The 20,145-nt window shown below is 70.6% G+C and carries 20 protein-coding genes; 10 read left to right on the plus strand and 10 right to left on the minus strand.

Annotated elements, in window-relative coordinates; all coding sequences use genetic code 11:
* The first annotated feature begins 61 nt into the window (after window positions 1-61).
* On the plus strand, window positions 62-700 hold the full coding sequence (locus IEY63_RS00345) for a helix-turn-helix domain-containing protein (RefSeq protein ID WP_189066998.1): 639 nt from the start codon (window positions 62-64) through the stop codon (window positions 698-700).
* Window positions 701-791: 91 nt separating this feature from the next.
* Window positions 792-986 (plus strand): hypothetical protein, encoded by a 195-nt coding sequence (locus IEY63_RS00350; RefSeq protein ID WP_189066999.1) that lies wholly within the window; start codon window positions 792-794, stop codon window positions 984-986.
* A gap of 194 nt (window positions 987-1,180) precedes the next feature.
* On the opposite strand, the gene IEY63_RS00355 is transcribed toward IEY63_RS00350, so the two are convergent.
* Together IEY63_RS00355 and IEY63_RS00360 are read right to left on the minus strand one after the other, a co-directional pair.
* Entirely contained in the window at window positions 1,181-2,119 is a 939-nt protein-coding gene (locus tag IEY63_RS00355) for a serine hydrolase domain-containing protein (RefSeq protein ID WP_189067000.1), read from the minus strand.
* A gap of 69 nt (window positions 2,120-2,188) precedes the next feature.
* Complete coding sequence (locus tag IEY63_RS00360) at window positions 2,189-2,626, minus strand: OsmC family protein (protein WP_189067001.1); 438 nt, start codon at window positions 2,624-2,626, stop codon at window positions 2,189-2,191.
* 183 nt (window positions 2,627-2,809) lie between these two features.
* Between IEY63_RS00360 and IEY63_RS00365 the strand changes: the two genes are divergently transcribed.
* The 7 genes from IEY63_RS00365 (at window position 2,810) to IEY63_RS00395 (ending at window position 11,238) form a co-directional block, all read left to right on the plus strand.
* Window positions 2,810-3,748 carry an ABC transporter substrate-binding protein gene (locus IEY63_RS00365; protein ID WP_189067002.1) on the plus strand — a complete coding sequence of 313 codons (939 nt, stop codon included), beginning with the start codon at window positions 2,810-2,812 and terminating at the stop codon, window positions 3,746-3,748.
* 85 nt (window positions 3,749-3,833) lie between these two features.
* Complete coding sequence (locus tag IEY63_RS00370; RefSeq protein ID WP_189067003.1) at window positions 3,834-5,918, plus strand: S9 family peptidase; 2,085 nt, start codon at window positions 3,834-3,836, stop codon at window positions 5,916-5,918.
* Window positions 5,915-6,739, plus strand: a complete 825-nt coding sequence (locus IEY63_RS00375; RefSeq protein ID WP_229784391.1) for an alpha/beta fold hydrolase — start codon at window positions 5,915-5,917, stop codon at window positions 6,737-6,739. The genes IEY63_RS00370 and IEY63_RS00375 overlap by 4 nt, the downstream gene beginning before the upstream one ends.
* Before the next feature lie 70 nt (window positions 6,740-6,809).
* Window positions 6,810-7,637, plus strand: coding sequence for an alpha/beta hydrolase (locus IEY63_RS00380; protein ID WP_189067004.1), 828 nt, complete (start codon window positions 6,810-6,812; stop codon window positions 7,635-7,637).
* Window positions 7,638-8,038: 401 nt separating this feature from the next.
* Window positions 8,039-9,298 carry an ABC transporter substrate-binding protein gene (locus IEY63_RS00385; RefSeq protein WP_189067005.1) on the plus strand — a complete coding sequence of 420 codons (1,260 nt, stop codon included), beginning with the start codon at window positions 8,039-8,041 and terminating at the stop codon, window positions 9,296-9,298.
* 145 nt (window positions 9,299-9,443) lie between these two features.
* Window positions 9,444-10,373, plus strand: coding sequence for a carbohydrate ABC transporter permease (locus tag IEY63_RS00390; protein WP_189067006.1), 930 nt, complete (start codon window positions 9,444-9,446; stop codon window positions 10,371-10,373).
* 13 nt (window positions 10,374-10,386) lie between these two features.
* A complete protein-coding gene (locus IEY63_RS00395) occupies window positions 10,387-11,238 on the plus strand; it encodes a carbohydrate ABC transporter permease (RefSeq protein WP_189067007.1) in 852 nt (283 codons plus the stop codon).
* Between the two features lie 110 nt (window positions 11,239-11,348).
* Here IEY63_RS00395 and IEY63_RS00400 read toward each other — a convergent pair whose 3' ends face one another.
* The 8 genes from IEY63_RS00400 to IEY63_RS00435 form a co-directional block, all read right to left on the minus strand.
* Window positions 11,349-11,765, minus strand: coding sequence for a hypothetical protein (locus IEY63_RS00400; RefSeq protein WP_189067008.1), 417 nt, complete (start codon window positions 11,763-11,765; stop codon window positions 11,349-11,351).
* Between the two features lie 26 nt (window positions 11,766-11,791).
* Complete coding sequence (locus IEY63_RS00405; RefSeq protein WP_189067009.1) at window positions 11,792-13,555, minus strand: AlbA family DNA-binding domain-containing protein; 1,764 nt, start codon at window positions 13,553-13,555, stop codon at window positions 11,792-11,794.
* Window positions 13,552-14,013, minus strand: coding sequence for a DUF3293 domain-containing protein (locus IEY63_RS00410; protein ID WP_229784392.1), 462 nt, complete (start codon window positions 14,011-14,013; stop codon window positions 13,552-13,554). The genes IEY63_RS00405 and IEY63_RS00410 overlap by 4 nt, the downstream gene beginning before the upstream one ends.
* A gap of 9 nt (window positions 14,014-14,022) precedes the next feature.
* The gene (locus IEY63_RS00415) at window positions 14,023-14,391 is read right to left on the minus strand and encodes a hypothetical protein (RefSeq protein ID WP_189067010.1); all 369 of its coding nucleotides are present in this window, start codon (window positions 14,389-14,391) and stop codon (window positions 14,023-14,025) included.
* Complete coding sequence (truD, locus tag IEY63_RS00420; RefSeq protein WP_189067011.1) at window positions 14,388-15,473, minus strand: tRNA pseudouridine(13) synthase TruD; 1,086 nt, start codon at window positions 15,471-15,473, stop codon at window positions 14,388-14,390. Before truD ends, IEY63_RS00415 begins: the two co-directional genes overlap by 4 nt.
* A gap of 244 nt (window positions 15,474-15,717) precedes the next feature.
* On the minus strand, window positions 15,718-17,001 hold the full coding sequence (gene arsB / locus IEY63_RS00425) for an arsenical efflux pump membrane protein ArsB (protein WP_189067012.1): 1,284 nt from the start codon (window positions 16,999-17,001) through the stop codon (window positions 15,718-15,720).
* Between the two features lie 64 nt (window positions 17,002-17,065).
* A complete protein-coding gene (locus IEY63_RS00430) occupies window positions 17,066-18,322 on the minus strand; it encodes a hypothetical protein (protein ID WP_189067013.1) in 1,257 nt (418 codons plus the stop codon).
* Window positions 18,319-18,942 (minus strand): ABC transporter ATP-binding protein, encoded by a 624-nt coding sequence (locus IEY63_RS00435; protein ID WP_189067014.1) that lies wholly within the window; start codon window positions 18,940-18,942, stop codon window positions 18,319-18,321. Before IEY63_RS00435 ends, IEY63_RS00430 begins: the two co-directional genes overlap by 4 nt.
* Window positions 18,943-19,040: 98 nt before the next feature.
* Between IEY63_RS00435 and IEY63_RS00440 the strand changes: the two genes are divergently transcribed.
* Entirely contained in the window at window positions 19,041-20,117 is a 1,077-nt protein-coding gene (locus IEY63_RS00440; protein WP_189067015.1) for an endonuclease/exonuclease/phosphatase family protein, read from the plus strand.
* Window positions 20,118-20,145: the final 28 nt, after the last annotated feature.

The raw sequence follows: 20,145 nt of genomic DNA on the forward strand, positions 1-20,145 counted from the left end.
TCCAGCAGATTTTTCAGAACCACAGCTTTCAACTGAAATTTGATCTCCGCACAATACGGCCATGAACCCCCCGGCCTGCCCCCAACCCACCCACGATCACCTGCGGGTCACCACCCCCGCCCAGGCGGGCGCCCTCCTCGACTTCGCCTACGGCGCCCGCCTCCTCGAACAGTTCCTGCACCCCACCACCACCAGCCACGCCGCCCGCGCCCTGAATGAACCCGCCAACCGCGTCGCGTACCACGTCCGCAAACTCGTGGATTGCGGCCTCCTGCGCGTCGCCGGACACCAGGGCAAACGCGCGCTGTACGTGACGGCCGCCCGCACCTTCCACGTCCCCCGCACCCTCGTGCAACTCGACGAACCTCTCACGGTCATCGGCCCGGCCCTGCGCGAGGTCACCACCGCGTACGCCCACGCCGTCCTCGACTGGCAGACCCGGCAGGGCCACCCCGGTCCGGGCGACGACGACCTCACCCTTCACCTCAGCGGCAGCGCACCCGACCCTGGCGAGGCCACCGGCCCGTTCGCGCCCGCCCTGCGCCTGCGGACCGTGCACCTTTCCCCACGCCAGTACCGCGCCGCGCAGGACGCCCTGAACGACATCCTCGACTGTCTGGAAGCCGAGGCCACCGCCGAGGACGCCCGCGCCAGCACCTTCGTCCTCATGACCTTCAAGGGGCAGCTGCACCTCACCTGAACCCATCCGCTCCACGCTCCTCGTCTCCTTCCACCCACGACCGCTCCGGCGGACGGCGGGCCGCCTCACCACACACCACCGGAGGTTTCACATGTTCCATGAACGCCACCAGCACGCCCTTGACCGTCACGCCCAGCTGATCGAGGACGCACGGGCCGTCCACCTGGCCCGCAGCCTTCAGGGCGCGCGCCCACGCCGCTGGCAGTTCACCTGGCGCCTGCGGTCCATCACGCTGCACCTGCCCCTCCCGCACGTCACCGCCACCTCGGTGGGTCAGCAGCGGTGACAGGGCAGCCGCGCAGGCCGGTCCCTGATCACTGGGCGACGCCCCTTGACTGGGCCTGACGGTCAGTTCACCCGTGAAGGGTGGCGAGCGCCAAGCCTGTGACCTGCCCCCGCACCTCGTGGGTCACGGCGCGCCGCTGAGGAGCTTCAGGAACACGTCATCGCTCCAGTCGCCGCCCCGCCCGAACCGTACGATCACCGCGTCCCGGCGTACAGCCGCTGGTTGCCCGCACCCGCCGCCATGAACACGCTGACGGGCTGGCTGGGCATCAGGCGGTCGCCCTTCAGGTTCAGCGCCGCGACCGGGACGGTATCGCCGCTGTCCAGCGTGCCGTTCGTGGGCACGTTCAGCCACAGGTTCAGGCCGTACACGCTCAGCGCGGCGCTGCCCTGACGGCACTCGCCCAGTCCGGCGGCACTCAGGACCGCGCGGCCCTGCCACTGCCCGTTCTGGAGGAGCAGCTGGCCCACCCGGCCCCACTCGCGGGCACTCAGGCGCGCGCCCCCGGCCAGATCGGCGTGCCCGGCGCGGTCGCGTGCCCAGGTCGGGTGGACGTCCAGCGCGTCCAGTACTCGTGCCTGCAACGCCACTTCGGGTTCCTGCCCGGTTCTGCGACGGACCAGTTCCGCGAACGCGGCCAGATGCGCGTTCCCGTACGCGAACACCGTCCCGGCGGGCGCCACAGCCTGTGCCGCCAGCGCGGCGCCGCTCAGGTCGCGGTTCAGCGTGGGAATGGGGTGACCCACGTTGCCCAGCAGGCCGCTCGTGAAGTTCAGCAGCTGCCGCACCGTGATGTCCCGCCGCGCGTCGCCGCGCCACTCGGTCAGGGTGTCCGCTGCCCGCTCATCCAGCCGCAGCAGGCCCGCGTCCTGGAGCGCCACGGCCAGCAGCCCGCCGAAGGTCTTGCTGCCGCTGGCCAGGACGTGCGGGGCGTTCAGGTCGAAGCTGCCTTGCGCCTGGGCGAACACCTCGCGGCCCGCCTGCCACACGAGCACCGCGTCGCCCCGGTGCGCCTGCGAGTACGCCGCGGCGCGGGTCAGGTCCGCCGCCTGGAACGGCGTGGCCGCGTGCGCGGTGGGGGAGAGGAGCAGGCCGGCCAGGGTCAGACTCGTCAGCAGCGCGGGGATTCGCATACCCCAGCCTAGACCACGGAAAGCGGCCACTGGCACGCTGCCGGTGGCCGCTCATGGTGGTAGCGCCTCTTATTCCAGGATGGCTTCGTGGGTGATCTCGACGTTGCCTTTCATCACGCGGCTCATGGGGCACATGTCAGCGGCCTGCTTGACGTGCTCCTCGAAGTCCGCCTGGTCGCTGCCGGTGACCTTGCCGCGCACCACGAGTTTCATGGCGCTGACCTTGAAGCCGGGGCCGTCCTTGACCATCTCGCAGGTGGCCTGCGTATCCAGGGACTCGATGGTGTGGCCGTGGTTGGCGAGCAGCGCGCTGAGCTGCATGGTGAAGCACCCGGCGTGCGCGCTGGCGAGCAGTTCTTCAGGGTTGGTGCCCTTGCCGTTCTCGAAACGGGTGCCGAACGAGTACTGGGCGCCGTCCAGGACACCACTTTCAGTGCTGACGCTGCCTTTGCCGCTGCGCAGGTCGCCTTCCCAGTGGGCCGATGCCTTCCGTGCAATATCTGCCATGCGTTCCAGTGTGGCGGGTGGTGGCCCGGCTGAGTTTATGGGGGCGCTTGAGCGGAACTTCACAGTCAGGGCCGCGGGGTGACCCGGCCGCCCGTAATCCTGACCTTGTAACTCGGATTAGAGTCTGTCAGACTCCCGCCACCACGCCGCGCGCCCATCAGGCCCGGCGCCCTGAGGCCACCCATGCTGAACCGACTGATCCCCGCTGCCCTCCTCGCTGCCCTGAGCAGCGCCGCCCAGACCGCCACGGCCGTCACGTACCCGCAGACCGTCACGCACGCGGCGGGCACCACCACCATCCCCCGGCAGCCGCTGCGGGTCGTGGCGCTCGGCCCGCACGCCCTGGACCTGCTGCTGTCCATCGGTGTCCAGCCCGTCGGTTACGGCGAGGCGTCCACGTTCCTGAAAACCCCGGCCTTCGGCTCACCCATCCGCGACATCAAGTACCTGGGCAGCCGCGTCACCAGTGCCCCCGTGAACGTCGGGGACCGCTTCAACCCCAACCTGGAAATCCTGACGTCCCTGCGCCCCGACCTGATCGTCGGTGAGAACTACGCCGCGAACGTGTACCCGCAGCTCAGCCGCATCGCGCCCACGCTGCTGTTCGACGGGATCAACCGCAACCAGTGGCAGAAGACCCTGCCCACCCTGGCCCGCGTCCTGAACCGCGAGGCCGCGTACCGCACCGCCCTGAGCACGTACAACAAGGGCGTGCAGGCCACCCGCACCCAGCTCAGCGCGTTCGGCAGGAAACGCGTGCTGGTCGTCTGGACGGCCGGCGGGGACGCCCGCAACACCTTCACGATCAGCGGCAGCGACGACTGGACCGGCGGCCTGCTGCGGGACGTGGGTCTGAACGTCATCGACGGCGAGAAGAAGGACGCGGTGGTCAGCGTCGAGGGCCTGGCCGCCCTGGACCCCGACGTCGTGATTGTCCTCGCAGCGGGCACCAGCACCCCCACCCGCGCCCGCGCCGAGTGGACGGCCGGGGCGATCACCAGCCGCCTGCGCGCCAGTCAGGCCGGACAGGTGTACTTCTTCGACTACCACCTGTTCCGCCGCATCCGCGGCCCGATCGCGGCGCAGCTCGTGGAACGCCAGCTGGTCAAGACGCTGCGCTGAACCCAGGCGGGGACGGATCAACCTGCTGTCCCGCGTGGGCGAGCGTGGCAGCGCGCCCGCCCTGCGGCCCGGTATGCTCCGGGGTATGACCCACATTCCCCGCGCCGCCCGCAAGGGCGTGGTGCACGACCTGCACGGCGTTCAGCGTCCCGACGACTACCACTGGCTCAAGACGCAGGGCAAGGCCGACCCCGAGGTGCTGGCGTACCTGGAGGCCGAGAACGCCCACCTGGACGCCGTGATGGCGCCCCTGCGCGCCACGCAGGCCGCCATCTACCAGGAGCTGCTGTCGCACGTGCAGGAACGGGACGATCAGCCGGAGGTCGTGCGCGGCGCGTACGCGTACTTCCAGCGCACCCTGGAGGGACAGGCGCACGCGGTCTTCATGCGCCGCCCCCTGAGCGGCGGGCCCGAGGAGACGCTGCTGGACCTGAACGCCCTGAAGGTCCGCGAGGGTATGGAGAACGTCTGGGTGTACCGCGCGGTCCCCAGCCCGGACGGGCGGCTGTGGGCGTACCTGCTCGACACGACCGGGCAGGAAGTGTTCGAACTGCGCGTCCTGGACACCACGAGTGGTGAACTGGCCGAGCCGCCCCTGACCGGCCTGAGTGGCTGGGTGCTGGACTGGAACGCGGCGGGCACGCAGGTGTACTACGCCACGGACGATGCCACGCAACGCCCGGATTCGGTCTGGCGGCACACGCTGGACGAGGCGCAGGCGCAGGCCGAGCGGCTGCTGCACGAGCCGGACCCGACCTTCCGCGTGGCGGCCGCCCTGACCGAGGACGGCGGCACGCTGCGGCTGATCAGCCAGAGCAACATGGCGCAGGAGTGGTGGGCGCTGGACACCGCGCAGGACGGCGCGCAGCCCGCGCTGCTGCGCCCGCGTGAACGCGGCACGGAGGTGCCCATCCTGACTGACGGCGGCGACCACTGGCTGGCCCTCACGAATCACGGCGGAGCCAGTGAGTTCAAGCTCGTGCGCTTCCCGAAACGTGAAGGCGCCGCGCTGGACTGGGAGGACGCGCAGGACGTCCTCCCGTACGACCCGGCGCGGCACCTGACCGGCCTGCACCTCTTCCAGAATCACCTGCTGCTCGCGGGGCGCGAGGGCGGCTTCACGCGCCTGTGGGTGCTAGCCCGCACGCCCGGCGGGTACGGCCCGGCCCGCCGCGTGAACTTCCCGGAGGACAGCGTCACCGTCCGCATCGGCGCGAACCACGTGTTCGATGCGGGCAGCGCGCGGATCGTGTTCACCAGCCTCACCCGGCCCATCGAGCACCTCGACCTCGACCTGACCAGCCTGAACACCACGCTGGTGAAGGCCACGCCCGTCCCCAACTACGACGCCGATCTGTACGTCAGCGAGCAGACCTGGATCACCGCCCCCGACGGTGAGCGCGTGCCCGTCAGCCTGCTGCGCCGCCGGGATACCCTCCTGCCCGCACCCACACTGCTGTACGGGTACGGCAGTTACGGCTTCAGCATGGAACCCAGCTTCTCCCTGACGCGCCTGCCCCTGGTGGACCGCGGCTGGGTGTACGCCACCGCGCACGTGCGGGGCGGATCCGAACTGGGCCGCCGCTGGTACGACGCGGGGCGACTGGCGCACAAGATGAACACCTTCACCGACTTCGTCGCCGCCGGAGAGGCGCTGAAGGCGAACGGCACGGCCCGTGAACTGGTCGCCATGGGCCGCAGTGCGGGCGGCCTGCTGATGGGCGCGGCCCTGAACCTGCGCCCCGACCTGTGGACTGCCGTGTTCCCCGGCGTGCCGTTCGTGGACGTGCTGAATACCATGCTCGACGACAGCATTCCCCTGACCACCAACGAGTACGACGAGTGGGGCAACCCCAATGACGCCGAGCAGTACGCCGTGATGGCCGCGTACAGCCCCTACGACAACCTCAAGGCCACCCGGTACCCGCACCTGTTCATCAGCACCGGCCTGAACGACCCGCGCGTCGCGTACTGGGAACCCGCCAAGTTCGCCGCCCGCGTGCGCGACCTCGCCCAGCCGGGCAGCGGCGTGACCGTCCTGAAGACCATCATGGGCGCCGGGCACGGCGGGTCCAGCAGCCGCTACGAGTACCTGAACGAACTGGCCGAGGAGTACGCCTTCGCGCTGGCCGCTGTGGACGGCACCCTCCCCACCCCGGACGCCCCGTGATCGTCTCCGCTGCCGATGACACCCCACTCTTCGTGCAGGAGCGGGGCGAGGGGTACCCCCTGATCCTCCTGCACGGCCTGGGCAGCCACAGTGGATGGCTGGACGCCGATCTGGACCACTTCGCCCGCACGCGCCGCGTGATCGCCTTGGACAGCCGCGGGCACGGACGCTCCGGCCACCCCGCGAGCTTCACCCTGGCGGACCACGTCTCGGACGTGCTGACGGTCATGGACTCCCTGGGCATCGCGCAGGCGGACGTGATGGGCACCAGCATGGGCAGCTACGTCGCGCAGGCGCTCGCCGCAGGGCACCCGCAGCGGGTCTCGCGGCTCATTCTGATCGTGCCCAAGGCCAGTGGGCAGACCAGCGGGACCGCCGCGCTGATGGCCCAGCACGAAGGCGAGCTGCGTGACCTGAACCCGCAGCAGGCGCAGGCCTTCCTGCTGAACCTGATGTTCGCGCCGGACACCCCGCAGGCCATCCGGGACGAGGTTGCCCGCCGCACCGCCGCCGACCACGCGGCCGGGCTGGCCCAGACGCCCGAGCAGGCCGAAGCGGCCCGCCGCGCCCTGGAACACTTCGACGTCCGTCCTGGCCTGCCCCACGTGACCGCGCCCACCCTGATCCTCAGCGGCGCGCACGATCCCCTCAACCCGCCCCCTGCCGGGGCGGACATTGCCGCCCTAGTCCAACACGCCCGGCAGGAGGTCATGGCCCACAGCGGCCATTTCCCCGCGCTGGAGGAGACGCAGCGGTACCGGGCCCTGGTGGACGCCTTCCTGGCGGACGGGCAGTCAGCCGTGAAGGGCGCCTCGTCCTGACCGGGCTGGGTCACGCACCCACTGCGGACCACCCCTCCACCCGAACCCATCCCCCCGTTAGACTCAGTTCATGCAAAGCGAATCGTGGGTGGTGCCCGGCGCACCAGTCGAAGGGTACGTGTGGCGGGCCGCCCGTCCGAAGGCCGCCGTGCTGCTCTCGCACGGCTTCGGCGAGTACGCGGGCCGCTACGTCGAGCGCTACCACCGCCTGATCCCCACCCTGGCAGACGCCGGGTACACCGTGTACGCCTACGACCAGCGCAGCCACGGGCAATCGCCCGGGCGTCCGGCCGTCACCGACCTCAACCTCCTGGTCGACGATCACCTGAAGGCGCGTGAAGCCCTGCGGGCGCAGGAGCTGCCGGTGTTCGCGCTGGGGCACTCCATGGGCGGCCTGGTCACCGTGGCCAGCGCCGCCCGCGATCCACGCGGCCTGAGCGGCGTGATCCTGTCCAGCCCCGCGCTGCTGGTCGGCGAGAAGGAACCCGCGTGGCTCAAGCGCCTGGCGCCCGTCATCGCGAAGATCGCGCCGGGCCTGAAAACCAGTGACCTGGGCACTGGCGGCCTGTCCCGCCTGCCCGACGAGGTCGCCGCGTACGAGGCGGACCCGGTCATGTACCACGGAAACGTGCCCGCCCTGACGGCCGCGACCATGCTGGGCCTCAGCGGCCGCCTGTGGCCCGAGTACGCCCGCTGGACCCTGCCCACCCTCACGCTGCACGGCACGGCCGACAAGATCACGGACCCGCGCGGCAGCCAGCGCTTCCACGACACGATCACCTCGCCGGACAAGACGCTCCACACCGTCGAAGGCGGCTACCACGAACTGCTGAACGACGAACCGCGCGCCGACGTGCGGCAGGTGATCCTGGACTGGCTTCAGACCCGGACCGCCTGAGAGGTTAGGGGCTTCGGACCGCTCACCCGGTTCGCGGCCCTGCCTCAGAAGGCAATCGGTTGATACCGCCGTTCCTCTGAGAACGCGAGCGCCGTTCCCGGTGTGGCGCCGGGTCTGCTCGAACGGGTGTACGGCCTTCTGTCGCGTGCAGCGCAGCCTCTCATCTCAGCGGTCCACTCGACATGACTTCTGGGGGTGAGTGGGGGTGTCTGCACTGAAAATATGCTGTCTCTGCCGTTGTTTATGTCTTCTGCGCAATTCTGATTTGAAGCTGATGGAACTGTTTCCATTGACAGTGTGAAAAAGGCAGTGTACGCTGAATTCATCAAGAACGACACACGTGGAACCGCTTCACAGATGAGGCGGGCCGGAACTGTCCGGCACCCACCCAAGGGGGATGCATGAAGAAAGTCATCGCACTCGTCAGCCTCAGCGCCGCTATCGCCGTCAGCAGCAACGCCAGCGCCGTCACCGTCACCCTCGCCTGCGGCGCCGTGGGCCAGGAACTCCAGCTGTGCAAGGAAGGCGCCGCCCGCTGGGCCAAAAAGACCGGCAACGACGTCAAGATCTTCGAGAGCCCCAACCTCACCAACGACCGCCTCGGCCTGTACCAGCAGCAACTGGCCGCCAAGAGCAGCGACATCGACGTGTACCAGCTGGACGTCGTCTGGCCCGGCCTGCTCTCCCAGCACTTCGTGGACCTGAAAGGCAAGGTGCCCGCCGCTGAAGTCAACGCGCACTTCAAGGGCATCATCGACGCCAACACCGTCAACGGCAAACTGGTGGCCCTGCCCTGGTTCACCGACGCCGGCCTGCTGTACTACCGCACCGACCTCCTCCAGAAGTACGGCTTCAAGAGCGCCCCCAAAACCTGGACTGAACTGGCCCTGATGGCCAAGAAGATCCAGGCCGGCGAACAGAAGACCAACAAGTCCTTCGCGGGCTACGTCTGGCAGGGCAAGAACTACGAAGGGCTCACCTGCGACGCCCTGGAATGGGTAGTCAGCTTCGGCGGTGGCACCATCGTGGACAGCACCGGCAAGATCACCATCAACAACGCCCAGGCCGCCAAGGCCCTGGACAGCGCCGCCAGCTGGATCAAGAGCATCAGCCCCGCCGGCGTCACCACCTACGACGAGGAAGCCGCCCGCGGCATCTTCCAGGCCGGCAACGCCGCGTTCATGCGCAACTGGCCCTACGCCTGGGCGCTCGGCCAGAATGCCGACAGCAAGGTCAAGGGCAAGATCGGCGTGGCCCCTCTGCCCAGCGGCGGCAGCCGCAACGCCGCCACCCTCGGCGGCTGGCAGCTCGGCGTGAGCCAGTACTCCAAGAACCAGGCCGCAGCGATTGACCTCGTGCGCTACCTCGCCGGGCCCCAGGAGCAGAAGATCCGCGCCATCGAGGGTGCGTACAACCCCACCATCCAGAGCCTCTACAAGGACAAGGACGTGCTCGCCAAGAACCCCTTCTTCGGCAGCCTGTACAGCGTCTTCACCAGCGCCGTCGCCCGTCCCTCCGGCCCCACCAAGGGCAAGTACAACCAGGTCTCCCAGGCCTTCAGCAGCGCCGTCAGTGACGTCCTGAACGGCAAGATGAAAGGTCAGGCCGCTGTCGCCAAGCTGAACGGCGACCTCGCCCGTATCAAGGGCCGCGGCTGGTAAGCCCACGCCCACGCAGGGAGGGGGGACGCCCACCAACCGGGGTGTCCCCCCTTTCCCTATCGGCCCACCTTACGAAACCGTTCATGCATCCTGAAGGCCCAGCCCCCGGCCTACACTGAACGCATCCCACAGGAGGTACCCCGGCATGACCGTGAATCCCACCGCGCCCGCCCGGCCCGTCCGCACCCGCGGCATTGAAGCCGCCCGCGCCCGTCAGGCCATCTGGCTGCTCTTGCCCACCCTGATCGCCATTGCGCTGGTCGCCGGGTACCCGCTGTACCGCACTATCTACTTCTCGCTGTTCGACGCGAACCTCACCACCCCTGACCAGCGGACGTTCGTCGGCCTGGGCAACTTCTGGTTCACCACCGACGAGGGCGTCTCACTGGGCTTCCTCCAGGACCCCAAATGGTGGGGCGCCGTGAAGAACACCCTGCTGTTCACGGTCGTCTCCGTCTTCCTGGAAACCGTGTTCGGCATGATCATCGCGCTGGTTGTGAACAGCACCTTCAAGGGGCGGGGGCTGCTGCGCACCGCCATGCTGGTCCCCTGGGCCATCCCCACGGTGGTCTCCGCGCAGATGTGGTCGTACATGTACAACGACTCCTTCGGCCTGATCGGTCGCGGCCTGCTGGGCGGGCAGGCGCTGCTGGCCAACACCGACAGCGCCATCTGGGCCCTGATTGCCGTGGACGTCTGGAAGACCACCAGCTTCATGGCGCTGCTGATCCTCGCGGGCCTCCAGAGTCTGCCCAGCGACATGTACGAGGCGGCCGACATGGACGGCGCGAGCAAGTGGACGCAGTTCTGGCGCCTGACCCTGCCCCTGCTGCGCCCGGCGCTGCTGGTCGCGCTGGTCTTCCGCAGCCTGGACGCCCTGCGCGTGTTCGACATCATGTCCGTGATGCTGGGCAACGTGAACGCCGCCGCCACCAGCATGACTGGGTACGCCCGGCAGGCGCTGATCGACAACTCGCTGCTGGGCTTCGGCAGCGCCGTCAGCGTGGCGATCTTCCTGATCATCATGGTGATCGTCGTGATCTACGTCACCGCGTTCCGCGTGAAGTTCGACTGAGGAGAAGGCGCGAATGAACCTGAAAACGACCAACCCGGCCCTGTACTACCTGCAACGCGCCGCCTTCTACCTGCTCGTGATCGTCATTGCCTTCTACCTGCTCGCCCCGTTCCTCTGGGCGGTCCTGACCAGCCTGCGCTCGCCCGGCGATCTGTTCCTGCCGCCCGCGCAGTTCATCACCGCCGAAACCACCTTCCAGAACTACACGCAGGTGTTCAGCAACCCCAACTTCCAGCGCGGCCTGCTGTACTCACTGATCGTCGCGGTCGGCTCCGTCCTGATCAGCCTGCTGATCGGTTCGTTCGCCGCGTACGCGCTGGGCCGCTTCCGCTTCAAGGGCAAGCAGATCATCATGTACGTCATTCTGGCTGTCAGCGTCTTCCCGCAGATTGCTGTGCTCTCGGGCCTGTACACCCTGATCAGCAACCTGGGCCTGTACAACAACCCCGTGGGCCTGATCCTCACGTACCTGATCTTCACCATCCCGTTCACGGTGTGGGTGCTGACCAGCTTTGTCCGTGACATTCCCGGCGAACTGGAAGAAGCGGCGCTCGTGGACGGCGCCAGCCCCCTCCAGACGCTATTCCAGGTGCTGTTCCCCGTGATGATGCCCGCCCTGGTCACGACCGGCCTGCTGGCGTTCATCAACGCCTGGAACGAGTACCTGTTCGCGCTGACCTTCACCAGCACGAACCGCACCGTGCCGGTCGTGATCGCCAACTACTCCGGCGCCACGCAGTTCGACCAGCCCTGGGGTCCCATCATGGCCGCCAGCATCGTCGTGACCGTGCCGCTGATCATCCTGGTCCTCGTGTTCCAGCGCAACATCGTGTCGGGCCTCACGGCTGGCGCCGTCAAGGGCTGACCGCAGCCCACGACAACCCCTGAATGGGCCGCCCCTGGGCAATCGGGGGCGGCCTCTTGATGGCGTAGCGCTGGGCGGTCAGGAGCCCGCTCCACCGTTGCCCGGCGCTGTCAGTTCAGGTGCGTGCCCTCGTCGTGACCGCCCCCGTAGAAACTGATCACGTCCCGCAGCAGCTGCCGGGCCAGGCTCAGAACGGCGTCCTCGGAGAGTTCGTCCACGCGGAAGCCCTCGCCTGGGCCATACTCCCCGCGGAAGGCGCCGTCCGCGCGGCGCACGCGTACCCGCACCTCGCACAGGCCCAGCCGGAACCACGCGGCGTGCCAGCTGCCCAGCGGCGCGGGCCGCAGCGCCTCCTGCGGATCAGATACCGGATCCATGCTGACGTTGTTCAGCGGCAGCCCCGGCCCGTTCGCGGCCCGCAGCGCGTGGTACAGCAGGTTCAGGAAGCCCTCGCAGGCCCGCTGGTCCGCCTGACGGGCCTCCGCGCCGCGCCGGATCACCGCCTGCAACTCGTCGAAGGAACTCACGCTCCCGACTGTATCCCGGCGGGGCGTCAGTGCAGCAGCTCGTACGCGGCGTCGCGCGTACCGGTCCCCAGTTTGCGCAGCTGACCGTCCTGCACCAGTCGCCGCAGGGTCCGCCAGGCCTGCTGGGTCGTGATGCCGCACGCGCCGCGCAGGTCAACATTCCTTACACGCCCCTGCTCGCGCGCCAGGGCCAGCGCGATGGCGCGCACCTCGGCGGCGTTCGGGCCACTGCTGTCCGCCGGGCGGCGGGGCGCCCGCGCGGGCTTCGGGGTGGCCGGAGCAGGCTCTGAAACCGCCGGTTCAGCTGCGGGCAGGAGGCTGGTCGGTGGCCTGTCAGCGGGTTCGGGCGGCGTGGCCAGGGCGAGCGTGGGGCGGCCCAGCGCGGCGCGCACCTCGTCACTCAGGACGTACGCGATCCCGCGGCCCACCCCGGCGCGGCAGATCAGGCCGTGTTCCTCCATGCCGCGCAGCAGTCGTGGCGTGCGGTCCTCCGGCAGTTGCAGCGCGCGGGCCAGCGCGGCGCGGGTCGCCTCGCCCTCGCGCGCCAGCAGGCTCAGGACGATCAGCACGTCCAGCGAGAGGGTCTGCATTTCCTCCTGCTTGCGCGCCACGAACCGCACGAACTCCGCGTCGAAGCCCGGCGAATGCAGCGCCAGCGTCACCGAGTCCGGATACGTGGTGTACTCCGGCGGTTCCTTCCCGTGGCGCAGCATCAGCGAGTACATCTTGTCCACGCCCACCCCGGCGCGCTCCACCAGGCCCAGGCGGGCCAGGGACTCGGCCAGCAGCGGATTGCGGCGCTTGGGCTGGTGCCGCAGGATGTTCCCCGGCGTGATCCCGCCCGGCAGCCCGCCCGGGTTCATGATCTCCAGCCGGTCCGGGAAGTGATGCACGTGCACCGCGTCCCGCAGGGTGTAGTCCCGGTGCGTCAGGGCGTTCAGGAGCGCCTCGCGGTACACCACCTCATCCTGATCCCACACCTCGATGCGGAACAGGCCCACCTGCACCGGCGTGAACCGGTTCCTGGCCTGAATCAGTTCGGCCAGGCGCGTCAGCAGCGCCGGAATGGGCCGCAGCAGATCCTCCCGGAACTGAAATTCCACGTCGGCCGTCTGGTGGTGGTAGAAGCACACCTCCGACTGCGGTACGTGCGCCCGCAGCGCCGCCGGGGTGCCCGCCAGCAGAATGGCGGCCAGCGTGGGCCGCAGCGCCCCACCACTGGGAATCAGCAGCCCCAGCTCCCGCAGGAAATCTAGGTCCGGGAGGTTCGCGGCACTCGCCCGGCGGCCCAGGCCACGCAGGCGCGCAACCTCCGCCGGATCCAGGTCCGCCAGGGAGGCGTCCGGCGGGACCGTCGCCGTGAAGTCCTGATCCGCGACCGGCTCGGCCTCACTGGGCGTCACCGGCACCAGGTGCGCGCCGTCCCAGGAGATGACCGACCCGTCCGGCGCGGCCAGCACGTACGGCGCGTGCGGTACGAACACCGCCAGCACCCGCGCGCCGCCCGGTAGCCGGTGGTGCTGCACGTTCACGGTCAGGCGGCCGCCCGACAGTTCAAAGATCGCGTGCGTCACCATCAGGGGATGCAGTTCGCCCGCGTCCCGCGCGGCGCTCCCGCCCGCCACGGCGTCCACGCCCACCAGGACCGTCCCCCCACGCGCGTTCGCCAGGCCCACCGCGTGCCTCGCCAGGCTTTCAGGCGTCACGTCCAGCGGCAGGTGAATGCAGGTGGGCCCCGGTGGGGGCAGCACCCCCAGCGGCGAGATGGCGTCGGTCGCGTCCAGCGTCACAATCCGGCAGTATAGCCGCAACCGGCTGCGGCCGTCGAACCCGGCGCCCGCCGCAGCCACAGCCGCTCTACCCGCGCGCCCCCGCCCAGCCACACCAGCGCCGCACGCCGGCCCACGCCCCACACGACCGCCGCCTGGCCAAACTGGGCGCCCAGGGTGACCGCCGCGCGCAGTGGCATGCCCCGCACAATCAGCGTGTCTTCCCGCCACGCGCCCTCGCCGTTCCAGCCGGGCAGGGGAGACCAGAGGTGAACCTCGCGGGTCAGCGCCGCCTGCCGCGCGGCATTCACGGCCAGTTCAGCCTGCCGTCCACCTGGATTCCACGCGGTCAGGATGGCCCAGCGTTCACCCGGCGCCGCCCAGTCCGGCCGCAGGTCCGGCCCGGAGCCGGTCAGCTGTACGCGTTCATTCGCCCGGCCGTACGAGGTGGTCAGGAAAGCACTCCGCAGTCCCGGCACCAGGCCCCTTCAGCGCGTGACGACGGCCTGCACGTTCAGGATCTGCGCGTTCTTCAGCCGGAACACCAGGCCCACCCGCTGACCCACCTTGAACGTACCGCCCAGCACCATCCGCGTGCGGGCGTCAGGGCCGAATGACAGCGTGCCCGGCACGGGCAGGTCCTGCACCACCTTGCAGCGCGGCTCGCAGCGCAGCAGCCGGGCGCGGCCCACGCTGCTCCACACGCCCAGCAGCTGGTCATTCCGCGCGAGCTTCAGCGTGCCGATCAGCATCACGCCCTCATGCATCAACTTCAGAGTCAGCGGGGGCGGCGTGCTGGCCTGCGCCAGAGGTGCGGCCGCCAGCAGCGCCGAGCACAGCAAGTTCCGGAGTTTCAAGCAGTTCCTCCTTCCTGGTCTAGCGGGTCGTCCCCGTCGCCGCCCAGGTCGGGGCTGGCGGCGTCCACGCTGGTCTTCATGACCTCCCGCAGGACGCTGGTGGCGAAACTGCCCTTGGGCAGCGTGAACGACAGCGTGAAGCCGTCCTCCTCGGGCGTCACGGCCGCGTCCTGCGGGTACACGCGCGTGAGGCGGCGGTCGCCCTTGCGGCTGCCGAACACCTCGGGCGTCAGGCCCAGCTCGGCCAGCACCTCCCGCTCCAGATCACCGGCGTCCAGGGTCAGCGGTTTGACCTTCCGGCCGAACAGGGTGCCCGTGGCGCTCACTTCGCCCCGCAGCGCCCGCGGCGTCTCCGCGTCGGCGTCCTGCACGCTGAACACCCCGCCCGTATCGTGCTTCTTGGCCATGTCCCCCGCCAGCAGCCGGTCAAACACGCCCCGCTCCAGGCGGCGGCTCACGAACCCGTTGAACACGACGCTCTGAAGTGCACTTGTCAGGAAGCGGCGCACGCGGGGGTCACGCACGCGGGACTCGCCGCGCACGACGCGCAGGCCCTCCTCGGCGTTCAGGCCGCCCAGACCGAACCGCTGCGGCCCGAAGTAATTGGGCACGCCGCGCGCCGCGAGCTCTGCGAGCGTCCCGGCCGCCGCGTCCGCCTGCCCGGCCGCGCCCCGCACCCGCACCTGAAAGCGGTTGCCGCCCAGGTGCCCCATGGCCAGCTTGTTGCCGTGCCGCGCGGTGTCCAGCACGCGCACGCCGTCCATCTGGAAGGCTGGGAGGCGCTCCTCGAACTTGCCGGGCAGGCTGATCCACTGGGTGGTCACGGCATGCCGGTCCTTCAGGCCGGCCACGCCGATGTCCCGGTCCCGCACGCCCAGCTGAGCGGCCAGTTCCCGCAGCATGTGCGCGGTGGTATGCCCCGTCTTTTCCAGCTGCACGAACAGGAAGTCCCCCTCGCCACTTGGGGCGTAGGCGGGTTGTTCCTCCACGCGGAAATCCATGGGCGAGGCCCGCAGGACGCCGCCGGTGCCCGGCCCGTCCGTGAGCGCCCGAAGCGCCGACCAGTCAAACACCAGACTCACGATCCGCCCACCATATCCCGCTCCACCAGAATTGGTGTGAAAATTCCGGCACTCTGATGAGGGAAGAATCTGGGCCGGCAGGCGGGCCAACTGGGTGCGTGTGAGCGCAGGAATCTGCGCGTTTGACTGGGGGCAGGTCTTCAATACATGAAAAGAATGAAGTTCTCTTTATGTGCGTAGGGAAGGGTCAGCGAGCCAGCTGCTGAGAAACAGCGTTCCAGCCTCACAGGCCGCCCCTTCGCCCCTAGCCGAGGTGCAGGCGGGCCCACAGGGCGAGCAGGCCCGCCAGCAGCACCGGCGGGGTTAGGCGCAGCCCGGCGCGCAGGTACTCGCCCCAGCCGACCTCCAGCCCACGCCCGCGCAGCACGTGCAGCCACAACAGGGTCGCCAGACTCCCGATCGGCGTGAGCTTCGGCCCGATATCTGCGCCCACCACCGCCCCGAACACCAGCGCCTCCCGCGCCGCGCCACTCACGCCGCTCCCCTGAATCCCCAGGATGGCCGTCAGCAGCGCCGGCAGGTTGTTCAGCCCCGCACTGAGCCCCGCCACGCTGAGGCCCGACGCGAACACCGCCGCGCCCGTCCCGTGTGCCGCCCAGCCCGCCAGCCACGCCCCGTAAGCGCCGGTCAAGCCCGCCCCGCGCAGGCCGTACACCACGGTGTACATCGCCAGACTGAAGGCCACCACGTTCCACGGCGCGGCGCGCAGCACCGCCCGCGTGCCCACGTGCGCGCTGCGCGCCGCGACCGCCCACACCAGCAGCGCGCACGCCCCCACCACCGCGCTGAGCGGCACGCCCGCCCCCTCGGCCAGGAACGCCCCGGCCAGCAGCAGCGGCGTGACCAGCCACCCCGCGCGGAACACACCCCACGACCGCACCGCGCCCTGCGGCGACGGCAGGGCGCCCACGTCATACCGGCGGGGCAGCGTCCGGCCGTAGAACAGCAGCAGGGTGCCCAGGCAGGCGGCCACCACCACTAAGTTCACGGGCAGCATCACGCCCGCGTACCCGCCGAAACCCAAGCCGAAGGCGTCCGCCGCGATGATGTTCGTCAGGTTGCTGATCGTCAGCGGCAGACTCGCGGCGTCCACCACGAAGCCCACCGCCAGCGCCAGCGTCAGTGTCGCCGCGCGGCTCACGCCCAGTGCCAGCGCCAGCTCCAGCACGATCGGCGTGAGAATCAGGACCCCACCGTCATTCGCGAACAGCGCCGCCACCACCGCGCACAACCCCACCAGCAGCGCCAGCAGCCGGCGGCCACTGCCGCCCCCCCAGCGGGCCACGTGCAGCGCCGCCCAGCGGAAGAGCCCCGCCGCGTCCAGCAGCAGACTCAGCACGATCAGGCCCACCAGGGTCAACGTGGCATTCCACGTGGCGCCCCACAGGGTCGGCAGGTCCGACAGGTGCACCACACCCGCCACGAGGGCCACCACCGCCCCCAGCGTCGCGGCGCGCGCCGCCCCCAGCCCACGCGGCTGCCAGACCACCAGCGCCACAGTTCCCAGCACGATCAGCACAGCCAGCATGACCGGCACTCTAGCGGCCCACGCGGCCGGTCAAGGTCGCGCGCGCTTCATCCACCCGGGAGACTCAGGCGCCCAGCGTCACCCAGCCCAGCGTCAGCAGGGCCAGCGGCGCGAGACCCGCCACTCCGAACCCGCCGCACAGGGCCGCCACCACCCCCGGCGCGAGGGCCGCCGCAACCGGCAGCTGACCCGCTACCGCCGTGCCTGCCGCCCCCTCACCCAGCGTGGCCCGCACGCCCAGCGCCGCCCACGGTGTGACGGCCGCCGTCAGGAGCAGGGCCGCGCCGCCCCCCGCCAGCAGAGCCCCCAGCAGCGCCGCGCCCCCCAACGCCAGGGCCGCCGGCAGGTGCCCCGCCACGCGCGCCCCCCAGCCCAGCGCAGGCGCATGAGGCTGGGCCGCCGGTGCCCGGAGGCCCAGAGCCGGGACCAGCAGCAGCGCTGCGAGCACCGGCTGCCCCAGCGCCACGCCCACCCCCGCCAGACCGGCCCCCAGCAGGCCCCACCCGAGCCGCGCGGGCCTGCGCGTGAGGTGCAGCGCGCCCCGCCACCACAGCGCGTGGACTGGCGACGCGAGGCGCAGTGTCAGCGGCCAGCGGCGCGGCGGCTGACGCCCATCCGCGTCCACGTCCGGGACGGGCAGGCCCCAGCGGCGCGCACCGGCCCGCACGGCCTCCACCTCCAGTTGCGCAGACAGGCGCGGTGGGAGGTCACGCGCCAGCGTTCGCGCCCAGATCAGCGCGGCGCCCAGCGTGGCCAGCGCAGCAGCGGGCAGCAGCAGCGCGGGGTGCAGCAGCCCTAGCAGCGGCAGGGCCGTTAACGCCGTGACCGTCACCCCACGGGACTCCTCCAGACGCCGGGCGTGCCGAGCCGCGTGCAGCGCGCCCCGCCCGGCGCCCAGCCACGGCAGGCTGAGCGCCACCGGCCACAGCGCCCCACCACACACGACCAGCACGCCGCCCAGGACCAGTCCGGCCAGCCCGCCCGGCAGGACCGCGCGGGCCAGGGCTGGCGCCAGAGCCCACGCCGGGCGGACCGGCGCGCGCAGCGCCGACCACTCCACGCCGCGCGGATGCAGGCCGGGGCGCGGTCCGGGCAGGCCGCTCAGCAGCCACGCGCAGGCCGCAGCGACCAGCAGCGGCCCCGGCGCCGGAGCGGCCGGCAACTGCGGCCACACACTGACCAGCGCCACGCCCGCACAGACGAGCAGGAAAGCCGCCATCAGCGGCACGCCGCCGCGCCGCCACGCGCCCCACTGCCACGCCAGGTCGCGCCGCGTGGCGCGCCACCACCAGCCCAGCCACGCGCGGTCGGCCGGGCTCACGCGGGCTCCAGCTTCAGCGTCTGCACCGGCAGGCCCGCCAGTTCCTCCCCGTGCGTGGTGACGACCAGCGCGCCCCCCGCCTGGGCCCGCGCGCGAATGGCGGTCCGCAGCGCCGCGCGCGAAGCCGCGTCCAGCGTGCCGAACGGTTCATCCAGCAGCGTCAGGGCGCAGCCCAGCCCCAGCGCGCCACTCAGCGCGACCTTCTGCCGCGTGCCGCGCGACAGCTTGGTGGGCCAGGCGTCCAGCCACCCGGTCAGGCCCAGCGCGTCCGCCAGGGCCAGCAGCGGCGTGACCGGGCGCGACCACAGCGCCGCCAGGAACGTCAGGCCCTCCGCGACCGTCAGGTCGTCCGGCAGGGCCGCGTCGGTCGGCACCCACGCCGTGCCCTTCCGCGCGCCCCGCGAGCCCGGCGCGCAGCCCAGCACCCGCACCTCACAGCCCAGGTCGGGGCGTTCCCCGGCCAGGACGCGCAGCAGGGTCGTCTTGCCCGCTCCGTTCGGCCCGCACAGGTGCAGCACCTCGCCCGGCTGAAGCTGCACCCCAGGCACGCGCGCCAGTGGGCGGCCCGCGACCTCCAGCGTGAAGGGCGGAACACTCAGGACCGGCGCGGCAGGGGGCATCGCATTCCGGTACGCTCGCGCGCCCCGCCGCGTTCCACGGGACGCCCGGACCCCAACCCTGTACCGGGTTCAAAAGGCTGCCGTATGCTGCTCGCACCATGAACCGAATCCTGACGCGGTGGCTGCTGCGCCTCCTGGCTGGCCTGACCCTGCTGATCGCCGTGCTGGCGGGCGCCGTGTACGCCCTGACCGACCACCCCAGGCCCGTGCAGGCGGCCGAACTGACCTGCCCCGCCAGCGCCCCCACCCTGAAGGCCGGGCAGGCCGTGCGCGTCATGAGCTGGAACGTGCAGTACCTCGCCGGACGCGGCTACGTGTTCTTCTACGATACCCTCGCCGGCGACGGCCCCGACACCCGCCCCAGCCCCGCGAGCATCGCCCGCACGCTGGCCGAGGTCACCCAGGCCATCCGCCAGGAACAGCCGGACGTGGTGCTGCTTCAGGAGGTCGACCGCGACAGCAGACGCACCGACTACGCTGACCAGCTGGCCCTGATCCAGGCCAGGCTGGACGGCGCGTACCCCTGCTCGGCCGCCACCTACTACCACCGCGCGACGTTCGTGCCGCACCCGAAGATCATGGGCCGCGTCGGCCTGAGTCTCGTGACGCTCAGCCGCTACCGCATGGACAGCGCCACCCGCTACCAGCTGCCGCGCATCTGCGGTGACCCGGTCACCGTGGCCTTCAACTTCAAGCGGGCCGTGCTGGGCGTCACCCTCCCCGTCCAGGGTGGACAGCCCCTGAGTGCCTTCAACACGCACATGGACGCCTTCGCGCAGGGCTGCGCGACCATGCAGAACCAGGTGAATTTCATCCGTGACCTGCTGGGCCGCACGGCCGCCCCGTGGGTGATCGGTGGGGACTTCAACCTGCTCGGCACGCGCGCCGCGTACGACCGCCTGCGCGACCGCGAGAAGGCCTACTTCAACCCCAACACCGAACTCGCCACCCTGACCGCGAAGTACGCGTCGTTCCCCAGCCCCGCGCAGATCGCCAGCGGCAACCCCGCCTTCATCACGCACTACCCGAACGACCCCGCCGTGGGGAAACCCGACCGCACCATCGACTACTACTTCTACTCGCCCGGCCTGAAGCATGCCGCCGAGCGCGTGCGCCAGGACACCCCCAAGATCAGCGATCACTACGCGCTACTGAGCACCCTCACGCTACCCTGAGCCAGGAGGCGACGCTGCACACGTCCCC

It is taken from the genome of Deinococcus radiotolerans (assembly GCF_014647435.1).
Taxonomy (GTDB): Bacteria; Deinococcota; Deinococci; order Deinococcales; family Deinococcaceae; genus Deinococcus; species Deinococcus radiotolerans.

What these genes read in the sequence shown, in the direction of transcription:
- IEY63_RS00345 (WP_189066998.1), top strand. Translation starts at nt 62, where the DNA reads ATGAACCCCCCGGCCTGCCCCCAACCCACCCACGATCACCTGCGGGTC.
- IEY63_RS00350 (WP_189066999.1), top strand. Translation starts at nt 792, where the DNA reads ATGTTCCATGAACGCCACCAGCACGCCCTTGACCGTCACGCCCAGCTG.
- IEY63_RS00355 (WP_189067000.1), bottom strand. Translation starts at nt 2,119, where the DNA reads ATGCGAATCCCCGCGCTGCTGACGAGTCTGACCCTGGCCGGCCTGCTC.
- IEY63_RS00360 (WP_189067001.1), bottom strand. Translation starts at nt 2,626, where the DNA reads ATGGCAGATATTGCACGGAAGGCATCGGCCCACTGGGAAGGCGACCTG.
- IEY63_RS00365 (WP_189067002.1), top strand. Translation starts at nt 2,810, where the DNA reads ATGCTGAACCGACTGATCCCCGCTGCCCTCCTCGCTGCCCTGAGCAGC.
- IEY63_RS00370 (WP_189067003.1), top strand. Translation starts at nt 3,834, where the DNA reads ATGACCCACATTCCCCGCGCCGCCCGCAAGGGCGTGGTGCACGACCTG.
- IEY63_RS00380 (WP_189067004.1), top strand. Translation starts at nt 6,810, where the DNA reads ATGCAAAGCGAATCGTGGGTGGTGCCCGGCGCACCAGTCGAAGGGTAC.
- IEY63_RS00385 (WP_189067005.1), top strand. Translation starts at nt 8,039, where the DNA reads ATGAAGAAAGTCATCGCACTCGTCAGCCTCAGCGCCGCTATCGCCGTC.
- IEY63_RS00390 (WP_189067006.1), top strand. Translation starts at nt 9,444, where the DNA reads ATGACCGTGAATCCCACCGCGCCCGCCCGGCCCGTCCGCACCCGCGGC.
- IEY63_RS00395 (WP_189067007.1), top strand. Translation starts at nt 10,387, where the DNA reads ATGAACCTGAAAACGACCAACCCGGCCCTGTACTACCTGCAACGCGCC.
- arsB (WP_189067012.1), bottom strand. Translation starts at nt 17,001, where the DNA reads ATGCTGGCTGTGCTGATCGTGCTGGGAACTGTGGCGCTGGTGGTCTGG.
- IEY63_RS00435 (WP_189067014.1), bottom strand. Translation starts at nt 18,942, where the DNA reads ATGCCCCCTGCCGCGCCGGTCCTGAGTGTTCCGCCCTTCACGCTGGAG.
- IEY63_RS00440 (WP_189067015.1), top strand. Translation starts at nt 19,041, where the DNA reads ATGAACCGAATCCTGACGCGGTGGCTGCTGCGCCTCCTGGCTGGCCTG.